Origin of the sequence: Selenomonas ruminantium subsp. lactilytica TAM6421 (genome assembly GCF_000284095.1) — a bacterium.
Taxonomy (GTDB): domain Bacteria; phylum Bacillota; class Negativicutes; order Selenomonadales; family Selenomonadaceae; genus Selenomonas_A; species Selenomonas_A lactilytica.
This window is the reverse complement of sequence record NC_017068.1, coordinates 853,837-866,717: the sequence shown is the minus strand read 5'-3', so window position 1 is coordinate 866,717 and position 12,881 is coordinate 853,837. Positions and strand designations below refer to the sequence as shown.

Annotated in this window: 14 protein-coding genes; all 14 read right to left on the bottom strand. The window is 52.7% G+C overall.

Annotated elements, in window-relative coordinates; translation table 11 throughout:
- Positions 1 to 3: 3 nt before the first annotated feature.
- Positions 4 to 762: a hypothetical protein gene (locus tag SELR_RS17610; protein ID WP_014423958.1), complete on the bottom strand. Its 759-nt coding sequence runs from the start codon at positions 760 to 762 to the stop codon at positions 4 to 6.
- Entirely contained in the window at positions 741 to 1,571 is an 831-nt protein-coding gene (locus SELR_RS04200) for a tetratricopeptide repeat protein (RefSeq protein WP_014423957.1), read from the bottom strand. Before SELR_RS04200 ends, SELR_RS17610 begins: the two co-directional genes overlap by 22 nt.
- A gap of 14 nt (positions 1,572 to 1,585) precedes the next feature.
- Positions 1,586 to 3,556 (bottom strand): PP2C family protein-serine/threonine phosphatase, encoded by a 1,971-nt coding sequence (locus SELR_RS04195; RefSeq protein ID WP_014423956.1) that lies wholly within the window; start codon positions 3,554 to 3,556, stop codon positions 1,586 to 1,588.
- Positions 3,513 to 4,457, bottom strand: coding sequence for a PP2C family protein-serine/threonine phosphatase (locus SELR_RS04190; protein ID WP_014423955.1), 945 nt, complete (start codon positions 4,455 to 4,457; stop codon positions 3,513 to 3,515). The genes SELR_RS04195 and SELR_RS04190 overlap by 44 nt, the downstream gene beginning before the upstream one ends.
- Complete coding sequence (locus tag SELR_RS04185) at positions 4,444 to 5,019, bottom strand: FHA domain-containing protein (protein WP_014423954.1); 576 nt, start codon at positions 5,017 to 5,019, stop codon at positions 4,444 to 4,446. The genes SELR_RS04190 and SELR_RS04185 overlap by 14 nt, the downstream gene beginning before the upstream one ends.
- A gap of 26 nt (positions 5,020 to 5,045) precedes the next feature.
- Complete coding sequence (locus SELR_RS04180) at positions 5,046 to 5,645, bottom strand: suppressor of fused domain protein (RefSeq protein WP_102013403.1); 600 nt, start codon at positions 5,643 to 5,645, stop codon at positions 5,046 to 5,048.
- 21 nt (positions 5,646 to 5,666) lie between these two features.
- The gene (locus tag SELR_RS04175) at positions 5,667 to 6,119 is read right to left on the bottom strand and encodes a hypothetical protein (protein WP_014423952.1); all 453 of its coding nucleotides are present in this window, start codon (positions 6,117 to 6,119) and stop codon (positions 5,667 to 5,669) included.
- Complete coding sequence (locus SELR_RS04170; protein WP_041914254.1) at positions 6,106 to 6,561, bottom strand: hypothetical protein; 456 nt, start codon at positions 6,559 to 6,561, stop codon at positions 6,106 to 6,108. Before SELR_RS04170 ends, SELR_RS04175 begins: the two co-directional genes overlap by 14 nt.
- 112 nt (positions 6,562 to 6,673) lie before the next feature.
- Positions 6,674 to 7,243 (bottom strand): FHA domain-containing protein, encoded by a 570-nt coding sequence (locus tag SELR_RS04165; RefSeq protein ID WP_014423951.1) that lies wholly within the window; start codon positions 7,241 to 7,243, stop codon positions 6,674 to 6,676.
- Positions 7,244 to 7,273: 30 nt separating this feature from the next.
- Positions 7,274 to 7,711: a DnaJ domain-containing protein gene (locus SELR_RS04160; protein WP_014423950.1), complete on the bottom strand. Its 438-nt coding sequence runs from the start codon at positions 7,709 to 7,711 to the stop codon at positions 7,274 to 7,276.
- Between the two features lie 81 nt (positions 7,712 to 7,792).
- Positions 7,793 to 8,218 carry a hypothetical protein gene (locus SELR_RS04155; protein ID WP_014423949.1) on the bottom strand — a complete coding sequence of 142 codons (426 nt, stop codon included), beginning with the start codon at positions 8,216 to 8,218 and terminating at the stop codon, positions 7,793 to 7,795.
- An 18-nt stretch (positions 8,219 to 8,236) separates the two neighbouring features.
- Positions 8,237 to 8,665: a hypothetical protein gene (locus SELR_RS04150; RefSeq protein WP_014423948.1), complete on the bottom strand. Its 429-nt coding sequence runs from the start codon at positions 8,663 to 8,665 to the stop codon at positions 8,237 to 8,239.
- Between the two features lie 57 nt (positions 8,666 to 8,722).
- Complete coding sequence (locus SELR_RS04145) at positions 8,723 to 10,915, bottom strand: hypothetical protein (RefSeq protein ID WP_014423947.1); 2,193 nt, start codon at positions 10,913 to 10,915, stop codon at positions 8,723 to 8,725.
- Positions 10,916 to 10,960: 45 nt separating this feature from the next.
- Entirely contained in the window at positions 10,961 to 12,634 is a 1,674-nt protein-coding gene (locus SELR_RS04140) for a vWA domain-containing protein (RefSeq protein ID WP_158645769.1), read from the bottom strand.
- Between the last annotated feature and the right edge of the window lie 247 nt (positions 12,635 to 12,881).

Here is a 12,881-nt window from a genome sequence, read left to right as displayed (position 1 = left end):
TTTTCAGTGCATGATGAAGTCGTCGATATTCATCGTGCCATTCGTCACTACTTTTTGGGCCTGTTTCTGTGCCTGCTGAACTGCATTGCCGGCCATGGTGGTTATCTGCGCTGCCTGACCGGCCAGGGGCGAAATCTTCTCTGCCTGCTTGATCACTTCTACCTGCGCAGCCTGTTTGGCGATTTGCCCCATGATTTGACCGGAACTTGTCACATTGCCGATATCACCGAAGCAGCCGTTCTGCGGCATGGCAGCGCTGATAATATTGCCTCCCATGCCAGACACCGCACCGCCCATTGCACTGCCCAGCGCTCCGCCGAAGCCGCCGCCAACGGCAGCAAAAGCGCCGCCTGCACCGGTGCTGCCTGCAGTCACCTTATCCACCAGGTCCGTTTTCTGCCGGACCACCAGACGGAAGGTGCCAAAGCCCTCAGTATCTTCATAGCTTTCCTTGTAATCCACGACAAAGGCCTTGGACAGATGTACCTGCCGGAAGGTCTTGCCCGCAAAGACGACGGTCAGCATGACATCCCGGTAGGCCTGCTCCGATTCAGCAGGCACATGGGCCCAGTTGAAAAGCTTCATGGTCTCGTTGCCCTCTGCTGCAGCATAGAGCTTGCCCGTCACCACGATGGTCGAAAGACTTTTGGAAGCCCGTGCTCGTGAATCCTCCGGCGTATAAAGCTCAGTCTCCGCCGTACGGATCATATTCTCATCCAGCGAAATCGTATCTGCACCTGTTACCTGTAATCTGAAACCCATGATGGAACTCCTTTCTTATAGCGGCTGTTCATTTTGTCCTGTGCAATGCGCAGGAAAGTCTCGTATTCCTCGCCCTTCTCCGGATTGCGTTTCACGCCATGGCCATTCTTGTAGGCATCGGCCAGCAGGCGTACCGATAACGGATCATGGGGCGCTCGTTCAAAATATGTGATGGCCTTTTTCTCATCTTTGGGCAGGCCGCGCCCGGTATAATAGGCCGAACCGATATAGGCAATGGCTGCCGGATCGCCCTCTCTGGCCCCCAGCTGGCTCCAGCGCACGGCCTTGTCATAACTCTGCCGCACCACATCCCCGATATGTGCCCGGCGTCCAGCCATGGCATAGAGACGGCAGAGGGGCAATGTCTTTTTCGTATAAGCCGGACTTGCATAGACCTTGGCCAGCTCTCCATTTGCCCGCGCAGCTTTCTGCTGCCAGCTGGCCGCCTGCCCGGCATCCCGGGGAACCTGCTGCCCTGTGCGGCAGGCATAGGCAACGATGAACATAGCCTCAGGATCATCCTGCTCAGCCCAGGCCTGCACCTGCTGAAAATCATATTTTCGATAAGCCTGCAAGAGCTGGGCCTGCTTCTTTTTTTCCTCCTTGCGGGCCTTCCGGGCGGCCTTGTCCTGCCGGGACATTTTCGGATGGATTGCCGGCAGATGCAGCTTGCTGAATACCTGCTCAGCCGTGGCCATCTTACCCACATCGGCAAACACCTCAGTCGAGGAGGCGCTAGCCGTCCCGGTCAGGACAAGGAAGCAGGCCATCATGCTCGCGGCGATCAGCGGCTTCTTTGACTTCATCATGCTCCGTACCTCCCTCACTGCGCCTCACCGCCATCGATGGCTTCATCGGCGGTAATCGCAGCGATCAGGCTGTCCATCTCCGAAGCCTTCTGGCTGTTGCCGCACTGCTGATAAGCCGCCTTGGCCTGTGCAGCTGCCTGCTTGGCATTCTCGTAATCATGGACGCCGTAGAGATTCTGCGCCTTATCTTCCAGGCTTCTGGCGTTTTCCTGCTGCTCGGTCATCGCCTGCAGCTTCGCCTGTGCATTGGCCAGCTTGTCGCTGACGTTGCTGGCTTCGCCATATTCATGCAGGGCGGCATACTTCCCATAGGCACTGTTATAGTAAGCCACAGCCCCGGAATAATCGCCGTTAGCCGCTGCCCGGTCACCATTGGTTTCCGCTACGGCCGCCGCGCCAAAGGCATTGGCTTTTTCCTCGGCCTTCTGCTGCATATCCTTCTGCGCATCGCCCTGTGCCTTGTGCAGGTTTTCCAAACCGCTCATGCTCTGGTCACGGCCGCCTTTATCCCCGAGCTGGGCCGCCATGCGGCGGGCTTCGAGATAAGCGGCCTCAGCGCCCTTGTAGTCACCGGCGGAAAGCAGGCTGTCGCCCTTGCTTATGGCCGCCTGCATCAGCGCCTTGCTGGCCTCATCCTGCTTGCCTAGCTGCTTGGCTTTGGCATCATAGAGCTTGTTTAACGCTTCCAGCGCCTTTTTCTTGCCTTCATCATAATGCTGCCATTCGGCCTTGTCCCGAGCCTGGAAGTAGTAATCCTCGGCCTTGTCCAGATCCCCAGAGGCCAAAGCATGGTCGCCCAGCGTGATCAGATCATCCACGGAAAGATGTTCGCCAGCCTGATGGATGCGGCGGTCGATATAGTCGCTGCCAAGCATATCCGCCTGCCGGGAAAGCTCCTTGGCCGACTGGAAGCGGTCATAGGCCGTCTCAAAATCCTTATCACGGAAGGAATCATCCCCCTGCACGATGGCATCGATGGTCTGCTGATAGGATTCCAGCTTTTCCGCTTCGCTGTTTTCCTCGAGCTTCGCAGCCTTCTGCACGCAGTCATCGCATTCTTTCTGTGCGCGTACGAAATTCTCCGCACTGCAATAGGCCAGCACCCGCCGTTCCTGCGCATACATTTCCCGCACAGCCGTCTGATGGGCATGATAGCGATAGAACAGGAAACCGCCCACCATGATGAACAGGATGGCTGCGGCAATGGCAATCCGGATGCGGCGGCGGCGTTTGCGTGCGCGTTCCGGATCGGAATAGACCTTGTTGACGAAAATCGAAGCAATGGTATAATTGCGCAGCTCCTTGGGCTGGCGGGACAGCAGCAGTTCTTCCACATAGTCCACGGATTCCTGCGGTTCATTGGTAGCATCGACAAAGACATCATCGAGTTCCCCTTCGTCTACATTCTCCCAGATTCCCGCCGTGTAGAGGCTGATGATATCCGCATCCATCAGCTTCATCTGCGGCGAGATAAAGGGCTCGAAATCGTCCCGCTTGCCTAAGTATGAATAGAGGTTATCCCGTTCCCTGCTCCTCGCTACCGGCGTCACAGCTTTGCCCTGATCCATGAGGTCCTGCGCCAGTGACTGATCCTTGGACTGCAGTTTCATCCGTCCCTGGCGATACATGCGCAGGCGGGCATTGCCGGCCGCACCATAACGCATCTTCTCATAGTCCGTGACCACGACGACGACAGAGGCCCGCAGTTTCTCCCGCGAAGCACTGGCCACCAGCCGATCATTGGCATCCTGCAGATAGCGTTTGAGGGCCATCTTCGAGATTCCCGGCTGCTCCTGGAAACTCAGCAGGATATTCTCCACGGCCCGCTTGGCCCCGACAGATTCCTTGAAATCCGTAATCCCGGAAGCAATTACATAGCAGGCGTAATCGTCAAGTTCGACGAAGGCAAAATAGTCGTTGTTCACCAGCTGGCTGCCTGCTTCAGAGGCAAAGGCTGTCCGAAAGTCGCTGTTTGATTTTCTCAAGATGGTTACTCCTTTTCTTCTTTCTTCCCTGTTTCTTCTCAACCGGCATCTGCGCCGGATCATAGGTATCATAGAGAATCACACTGGCGTTGTCCTTGTCTTCCCGGGAACTTCCCTCTACCAGCGCGATGATCTGCTGGGCTTTTTCCTGCGGCGATGCCGCCTGCCCCAGACAATCCTCTATCTGCCGCCAGGGCGCCGTCTCGGTCACACCGTCCGACAGGATGACCACGATATCCCCGGGCTGCAGTTCGATTGGTTCACTGAAAAACTCGATGTCATGAAAGCCATCCTGCCCTACGAAATTATACAAGCGCCGCTCATGCAGCAGCTTCAGGGCCTGCTCCTTGGTGATCCGCCCCTGCTGATATCGATGCTGGGCTAAAATGTCAATCGTCTGTCCCTCCGTGACCGGCACCAGATCCCCATCACGGAACAAGGCAATGCGGCTGTTGCCCACCAGGGCATAGTAAAGGAGTCCCCGCTGGATGATAGCCGCAGCCAAGCAGGTAGACCCCCGGCCATCTTCGAGCACGCTCAATATCTTGTGATTGGCCGCCTGAAACGCCTTGCGGAAATAATACTGCGGCTTATCCTGTCCCTGACATTCCTGATAGAGATCCAGACAGGTATCAATGGCCAGCTTCGCCGCAATCTTGCCAGCCTGTCCCCGGCCATCTGCCAGCAGCAGCAAGCCGCCCTCATCCCCCAGCGCACTGCCCGTCAGATCCTGCTGCAGCTGCCGCTGCCCAATGGTAGCGGCGGTGCCAATAGGATTTGACGGCAATGCTGCTGCCTTTTCAGGCACCGTTTCTACTACCGTCTGTTTTTCGGGCCAAAAGCGGACGACCAAGAGCAGTACGATAATAACGCTCAGACCAATCAGACTATATATTCCCATAGGAACCGTCGCTTTCTCCCTCGGTCTCATAACCGCCCTCATCCGGGTAACTGGACGGATCTTCCCAACGGAAATGCTCGCCGCAGAAGGGCACGAAGAGGAACTTGCTCTCGCCCATCTCAATCACATCGTAAACCGAAAGCACCACCGGCGTATAAACCGCAGCTTCGTTATGGTAAACCAGCCCATTGGAATCTCCCGGCAACAGCACCGTTTCATGTTTCTTCGGATCATAGACCAGGATTGCATGGTTGCGCCGGGAAATCTTGTTATCACCGAGAATCTGAATATCCATATCATCCGCACGGCCGATGAAGTTCTTGCCGGATTTTATCTTGTAATCCTTTCCCTGACGCGGCCCATCGATGCAGACCAGCCAACCGCAGACCGGATCGATTTTCTCCAGCATCAGCATTTCGTCCACATCGATATCACTCTGGCCTACCTGCCCCGTCTCCTTACGCTCCTGCGTCGCCGTCTCGATATTGCAGTACGGACAAACCGTACCATACCGCCGCGAACTGAATAAATGCCCATTCGGGCAACGAATAAGTCCACTCATTTCTATATTCTCCTCAATAAAAATTTTCAAACTACCGATGGACGATTCAAATCCAGAATATCCACATTTGCTTCTTCTAATATATCCTCAAAATTATCACTACCATTTTTTCGTATATATTCATATTCCGAATCAGAAATATATATTGCCTGCAAAAAAGTGACTATATACGGACCAATATCAAGAGTGTACTCACCATCCCATATAAAAGGTGATGTTAAATATATATGTTTCATATTGACATTAGGATAATACATCTTAACTACATCAGGATATACCATCCCCGGCTCACATCTATAATGAGAATTGATGATATTAAAAGCACACGTACTTAGCATATGTGGGAAAAATTCATCTTCCTGATGTGCCATTCCCAAGAATTCAACTCGTAATGGCTTTCCATCAACGACCAAACCAATGCTATGAGCATATGTTCCTATTGTTCCATAGCTTATCAGTCCTTCTTCACACATATTGTTTACATATACAATATCAATTTCATTTTCTTCCTTCTCATCCCAATATCCATATACATTTACATCTTTACGATCCTTGTTTTTTGCAATATTTGAGAAATAAAATTTAAAAATCTTTTTATTTAAATCCATACTTTCTTGCACAATCATATCTCCACATTAAAAAGTTATTTACCGTATTGCATAAACAGTGATTGACAATTCTCCATCGTCATCAAAAAAGCCAACCTTCAAATGCGCTTCTGGATATTGGTCACGGAACCAGTTCGTCCAAAAATACTCGAGTGTATGCGCTAATGCTTGAACTTCCGCATCATAATTTCCATCATTTTCTGTATTCGGGCAAAAGAAATCTGATACATCACAGTAATTCATCATGTACTCAATCTTCGTCTTGTCATCACCAAGTTCTTTTTTCCATCCATTATAAGTATCTTCAGAATATGTATCTCTTAGGAAGTAACAACCATCTTTTTTTATAATATCCGGCGCAAATAATCTAGCGACACTTAGTGCAGTTTGTAAATCCGTTTTATAATTCAAGAAAAATTTCCATTTTACATCATTAGGATTCACACGAGCCCACTCTTGAAATTCTGGTATCAAATCATCAGAAAATAACATGTAATATATCACTCCTTAACATAATCACTGGGTATTTCATCCGCCCTAGCAGGTCTACAGACTTAGCGGTCAAAACACTACTAGCAGTTATGACCGCAACACCTTCCGCAGCAATAGGTGCTCCCGCAATAGCTAATGTTCCACCACTGCCTACACTAACAGCAGTGCCGCCACCTGTCATACCAGCTCCAGCTGCCATGCCGACTACATCGCCTGCCAACCTTCCGGCTTTATAGCTGGTCGTCCATTGCGCTGGTTCGGGTGATAGTACGCCCATGGACAAATTGTCCAACGTAGCATCGGCAAATCCTTGTACAAACTGTTTTACAGTCCCCAGTATATTATTAGCCAAATCACTAAAATCCGGGCCTCTAGGCGTATTGGTTTTCCTTGGCTGCGTTATTGGCTCTAAGACCTGCGAGGTCGTGCCGATATACCACACTTTCCCATCCGCTCCATGGTCATGGAGATTGTTGAGATTTATCTCACTGCCCGCCACTATCAGCCGGATTTGTGTCAGCGCTGACCAAATATTCTTCTGCCATCGTCTTCCCTCACGCTAATTCCAACTGTGTCATGCCGACAATGATGATGTCGCCGATCTCCACCTTGCAGGGTTCACCGGCTGTGAGCTGATATTTGCGGCCGTCGCGGACTTTGCAGAGCTGGGTGCCGTTGCGGCTCGAGAGGTCTTCCACGTACCAATCCGCATTGGCGTAGTTGAGCACCGCATGTTCGATATCGATAAGCGGTGCATAAGGGCTCCTGGTCAGGTCGATATCCACCATGTTTTCCCGGCAGTCCCTACCAATCACGAGGCCGGTGCGGTTGAAAAGATCCCAGCTTTTCAGGATATCGCCCTTTTCGCTGAGCCAGTTGAGCTGCGTAATGCCAGCGGCAGCTACAGGTTCCGGCTCACTTTCCTCCTGCACGGGCACGATTTCCTCTGCGGGCTGGCGCAGGAAGAGGATCAGGCTGACCAAAGACCAAATAAAAAGAATAATACCTATCGCCATCAAAATTCCTGTTGCCAGTTCACTGCCTAAATCCGTCAGGAAGGCGGTCATCGCCAGCAGGATACCGGCCACGCCCAAAAGGGCTGTTGTAATCTGTTTCCGATACATGATTGCTTTCTCCTTTCCGTAGAAAATCACTTAGGAAAAACCGAAGAAACGCTGGAACATATCGCTGGTGTCCAGCGGATCTTTCTTCTTTCCCTGCTTGCCATCTGCCGAGTTCTGCATCCCGGCAAAGAATGCTTTTTCAAAGGCTTCTTTTGAGAACGCCTTGCCAAAGTCGGAACCAAACGGCCTTGCACCTGCCGCCTGCTGCCGGGGACGTGCCTGCCCGCTTCCATTTGTACCAGTCTGCCGCTGCCCCTGTTGTTTCCGGTCGAGGTCATAGCGGGCACGCTTGCTGTCGTCGCTCAATACCTGACAGGCCTCATTGATGAGCTTGAACTGCTCGGCAGCCGCCGCATCGCCGGGATTGAGGTCCGGATGATATTTTTTCGCCAGCTGGCGGAATGCCTTCTTGATGGCTTTTTTATCCGCATCCGGCGTCAGCCCCAGGATCTTATAGTAATCTTTCATATGCTTATCTCCAGATAATAGGAAAAGCTGTGAAAAATAGCCTGCTTTTCACAGCTTTCCTCCATGGCCTATGCGCATGTCTTAGGCAGAATATCCGCCTTCCACCTGCAGTTCAGCCATCTTGTCCTTCTTCTGTTTGAGCCAGAGCGTGAACGTACCATTGCCGTCACCATCATCATAGACTTCCTGATAATCCACCACAAAGGCATTGGTGAAGGTGTATTTGCGTTCGACCACACCGCCCGCTACATAGGTAACCGTGACGTTGCGATAAGCTTCGGCCCGTTCTGCGGGAACCACCGACCACAGGAGCATCTGGCGGGTGCTGTCCGCAGCCGCGCCCGTGGCATTGGCCAGGATCTTGCCGGAGATGACCAAGGTCGCGCCGACATCTTTCGTGCGTGCATCGGAATCCATGGGGATATCCGTGCTGAATTTTACGTGCTTCGTGCATTCCGGCTCAATGGAAAAAGGTTCCGCGCCGGTAACCTGTACCTGAAAAGACATTGTTTCTTCCTCCCTCTATCAAGCGCCAAAACCGCCGTTAAGCTGTACCGAAGTGTTGAGGTCCTTCTTCTGCTTGATATGCAGATAGAACTGACCGACACCGGCTTCATCATCCAGGTCTTCCGTATACTCCACGACAAAGGCGTTGGGGAAGGTATACTGGCGCACCATCTGTCCCGCAGCGACGACATCCACGACGGCGTTGCGGTAGCAGTCCGAACGTTCTGCCGGCACCTGCGCCCATTTGGCCACGCCCATGGTGCTGTCCACGGCCTGACCGCCCAGGGAGAAATTCATCTTGCCCCAGATCTTGACACTGAGACGGATGTCTCTGGCTCTGGCGTTGGAATCATCCGGCGTGTCGGAGAAGAACTCCACTTTCGTGATACTGCGTTCGTCGAACGAAATCTGTTCGGCGCCGCCGGTAACATTAACTCGAAAACCCATAATCTTTATCCTCCTTTGGAATCAGGATCTTCTAAAAACATCTATGCAACTATCGCGTCAGGAAGCGCGATGAGCTGTCGTGATACGGTTGGTCTCGATGGTGAGATTGCGCATATTGCCATTGAAGGTGATATCGAGCGTGCACATGCCGTTTTCCTCGTCGATGGCATAGTCGATATCGTCGCCCACGCCGATGATGGCATTGACCATATTGCGCTTGCTGAGCCATTTGCTCTTCTGGCTGTTGGGATTGTTGCTGAAGAATTCCACGATATGGTCCTGCTTGAAATCCCCGGAAGCATGGCGCAGGACGCGCTCGATATAGGTCGTGACCTGCGTCTTGTACACCGGCTCGAATACACCGAGATTCTCATCATAGAGCAGGTTGCGGGCCTTGTAGACCATGATATTCGTGATATTATGGCCGGCAAACACCGCATTTTCCGAGGAGAAGACAAAGCCAAAGCCCCGGCGGTTGATCTCATCCTTGATGGGATTCGTGAAGCCCGTGATTTCCTTGGCCAGCGTCGTGCGTACCTGCAGTGCATGGTCGCCGGATTCAAAGTCAAAGGCCACGCCCGGCAGCTCGCTGTCCACGTCGCGGCGGAACACGTCGCGCAGGTAAGCCGGATCCTGGCAGGCCGCTTCAATGCCAGCTGCCACATAGGAAGCGTCGATATAGACACCATCGATCCAGAGTTTCATGATATCCTGCTGATCCTTGGACAGTTCCACGAGATTGTCTTCGTTGATCTTCATCTTGGCATCCAACAGCACACCGGATTTATCCCGCGGGATAACCGTGAAGTTTGGCAGGCAGGGAATCGCATATTCGCTGTAGAGATGATCCGTCAGCGGCTGGCAACGTTCCACATATTTATCAATGCCCTCGGTGGCCATGCTGCTGAAGCTCGTCTTGTCACTCGTCTCGAAATTGAAGAAGCACTGCACCCGGAAATCCTTGAGCACATCGAGGATTGCACTCAGCGATTCCAGACTGTTGGCGCCGGTATTCTTCGGCGCGTTGTTGCCGGCAAAGCGCTGGCGGGTGATGCGGGCCTTGGCCGGACGGTCGAGTTCCAAAGATGGATAGATGGCATACCAGACGGTATTCTTGAAATCGTTTTTGGCATTGACCGTGTTGAGGAAGGTGCGCAGACGCGGCAGATAGGATGCCTGGGCCAGCTGGTCATTCTTCACGTTGGTGATGAAGAGCGACGGGCGCATCCCCTTGGTGCGGGCCGGATACTGTTCAAAGAACATGCGCACACCCAGGATCTTTTCGATCAACGGCTTCACTGTCTTGATGAAATCATCCTTGGCCTGCTTGTAGAAATCCAGATAGGTGTTGTAGTTCTCGATTTCCTGCGCCACATCCACTTCCGAAACGATGGAGGACGGCAGCGGGCAGAAGGTGCGGGTTACGAGCGCCTTGACATAATCGTTGTGATTTTCTTCATTCAGCGCTTCGTAATCGTCTTCGATTGCCGCAATCAAGCCTTCGTTGATATTGTCGTCCAGCGTCATCAGCGCATTGGTCTCGGGCTTCGGTGCTTCGATGACTTTGAGCTCGCCGCTCTCGCCCATGGTCAGCACGCCGAGTGCCAAGGCCGTATCCTGCTTATTGTTCTGATCCGTACCCAAAAGCAGGCGCGTCTTGATATCCTCAATGGCCAGCGGCAGCATGGCCATGACATTGTTGTAGTTGGTGCTGGCTTCCTCAAACATGACATTGAGCTTGTCGCCGTAATCGAGCTTCTTCGGATCGCCCTCTTCGAGTTCCACATACTTGCTGTAGACATAGCGCAGTTCCTTGCGTTCCTGCTTGATATCCTCCATGACCTTATGCGGGGAAATCAGGTCCGTGAGCTTCTCAAACTTGAAGTCCACGTTCAGCAAACCTTGCGAGCGCTTCGTATCCACCAGCGTCAAGAGCATGCGCAGGAAATCATTGTGCATGTTCAGATGAATGGCCGTGAGCAGGTCCTCTGGCACATTCTCCGGCTTTTTCAAGGTGTACATGACACGCTGGGTATTGGCATTGAAGAATGAATAGACTACCGGATCGAATTTATCCAAAAATTCCTGAAAGTCATGAACCAGCAGCTTTTCATTGAGCTCCTTGATCTTCTCATCGCTCAGGCTGTCCAGGGCCTTCGTATCCCCGACCATCGTGAGCAGGTCCAGCTTTTCGGGGTTGATTTCCTCGAACAGCATCGTGCGGTTCGTCTGCGAAATAATTTTTGCCATTTCATTAACTCCTTTTCATTTATGTTTATGTAATCATACGATTAGCTAAGATTGTGGCTTGAGGTCTTTCAGGACCATGGTCAGGGCCAGCTGCCCATCACCGAAGGAAAGCTGCACCGGCTCATCATAGCCCATGAAGCAGCTCGTCCCCCGCAAGACAAGGTCCCCGTCTTTGAGGACCGTCGCCCGGGAATCGTTATCCAGCCAGATGCCCTTCCGCCCGGGATGCAACTCCAGCCCATCCAGCTCCGGCATCGTATCCGGCAGCTGACATTCCCGGAAGATATTCCGCAAGGGCAGGGCAATATGCTCCAAATGACGATAAAGATTGATGACGCGCACCCGATGATCGCGCCCCGACCGCGTGCGGATATCCCGGATGGTCAATTCGCCCGTGTAATGTTCCGGCCAGGACGGACGGTTCTGCGGGAGGGGCTGACGCCGTTTCGCCTGCCGGCCTGCTTTCAGCCGCAAGGCGATAAACAGTCCCGCCAGCAGACAGATTCCCACGCCGCCAATCACCAGGATCAGCAGAACCGGCTGCATCGGCTGTTTCTCTGCCTTGGCTATGTCCCGCGTCACCGCTGCCGGCTGGCAATCTGCATTCCAGCCCCATTCGGCAAAAGCCGGCAAGATCCTGCCTGCGCCCTGCCAGTCCTGCGGCAATTCCACACAGATACTGCCATCCTGCACCGTCCCCGGATAATAATCATCATCCAGCCAGACCGGTATTTCCCTGCCGTTGAAAGAAGCATCCGCCACCAAAGACTGCCCGTTACCATCCACAGTTACCGGGGTAATCTTCAAAGTGACGTTCTGCGCTTCCTTATCCTCCACGACTTCCGTTTCCAGATCAGCTGCCAGCTGCGGATAAACATCCACCGTTTCCCCATTTTTTAGTCCTGTCAGCTTGATATCCTGTGCTGGATTCTGCACCGCAAAGATGCGCAGTGCCGGGCCATCATAAACCTCCTGACCGGTCAATTGACCACCGGCGGCAGTATCGCCTGCCTGCTTGCGGACCACGACGCGCAAATGCCGGACTGCCGCAGACGGTACAGGCATGGACAGATTCACCACGCCGCTGTTGTCCGCCGTCCGCTGCAGCTTGCCCACCGCCCAGTTCGCCTCAATCAGTCCGGCTCCCATCTGCGGGACTGCCGAGGCGTCTGGGGCCGTGGCATAGATGATATCACTCGCGTAGATATTGGCCTGCGGCGTCGTCTGCTTGCCGCCCAAAGCCAGCATATATACCTTGATGCCCCGCTCCCGGCAGGCCGTCATGGCCTCCTGGAACGCTTTGACCGAAGCTAATGTCTCGCCACTGCTGGGCAGCATGATTTCCCCATCGGTGATGATCACGATGCTGCGGGCAGCCTCCCCCTCCGTCGAAAAAGCCGCCACAGCCTGCTGCATAGCTGCTCCGGTATTGGTATAGCCCGCGTAGTTGATGGCCTGCAGGGACTTGGCCGGCAGTCCGCTCATCCCGGCCAAAGGCTGCAGCTTATTCACCTCATTGCTGTAGGCATAGATTCCCACAGAACAGTGCCGGGGCAGAATTGCACTCATCTCCAGCACCGTTTCCGGAATCAGCCGCAGCGGATCTGAATCCACCATCGACTGACTGGAATCAATCAGGAAAATGACCTCCTGACGTTGCAGCTCTCTGGGCAGTGATGCCTCTGTCCGACAGCTCAACATAAAAAAGGCAGTCAACAATACTGCCAAACCTCTCCATAAAATAGAAAAATCAATCCGTTCCGTTTCGTTTCCCCCCGACCTGTCAAATTTTTTCAAAAAAAAGTACATCAGACGCAAGTTACATGTTCCTTGACCTGATGTACTCTTTTGTACATTTTACTGTACCATTTGTATCCCTTGTGCATCCATATAATATGATACTATCAGTGATAATTAGTGTCAATTAAAGGCAAATTAAAGTTCCATAAAAAATTGATTAAAATTA

What these genes read in the sequence shown, in the direction of transcription:
- SELR_RS04145 (WP_014423947.1), bottom strand. Translation starts at nt 10,915, where the DNA reads ATGGCAAAAATTATTTCGCAGACGAACCGCACGATGCTGTTCGAGGAA.
- SELR_RS04175 (WP_014423952.1), bottom strand. Translation starts at nt 6,119, where the DNA reads ATGTTATTTTCTGATGATTTGATACCAGAATTTCAAGAGTGGGCTCGT.
- SELR_RS04200 (WP_014423957.1), bottom strand. Translation starts at nt 1,571, where the DNA reads ATGATGAAGTCAAAGAAGCCGCTGATCGCCGCGAGCATGATGGCCTGC.
- SELR_RS04190 (WP_014423955.1), bottom strand. Translation starts at nt 4,457, where the DNA reads ATGGGAATATATAGTCTGATTGGTCTGAGCGTTATTATCGTACTGCTC.
- SELR_RS04160 (WP_014423950.1), bottom strand. Translation starts at nt 7,711, where the DNA reads ATGAAAGATTACTATAAGATCCTGGGGCTGACGCCGGATGCGGATAAA.
- SELR_RS04180 (WP_102013403.1), bottom strand. Translation starts at nt 5,645, where the DNA reads ATGATTGTGCAAGAAAGTATGGATTTAAATAAAAAGATTTTTAAATTT.
- SELR_RS04155 (WP_014423949.1), bottom strand. Translation starts at nt 8,218, where the DNA reads ATGTCTTTTCAGGTACAGGTTACCGGCGCGGAACCTTTTTCCATTGAG.
- SELR_RS17610 (WP_014423958.1), bottom strand. Translation starts at nt 762, where the DNA reads ATGGGTTTCAGATTACAGGTAACAGGTGCAGATACGATTTCGCTGGAT.
- SELR_RS04150 (WP_014423948.1), bottom strand. Translation starts at nt 8,665, where the DNA reads ATGGGTTTTCGAGTTAATGTTACCGGCGGCGCCGAACAGATTTCGTTC.
- SELR_RS04165 (WP_014423951.1), bottom strand. Translation starts at nt 7,243, where the DNA reads ATGTATCGGAAACAGATTACAACAGCCCTTTTGGGCGTGGCCGGTATC.
- SELR_RS04185 (WP_014423954.1), bottom strand. Translation starts at nt 5,019, where the DNA reads ATGAGTGGACTTATTCGTTGCCCGAATGGGCATTTATTCAGTTCGCGG.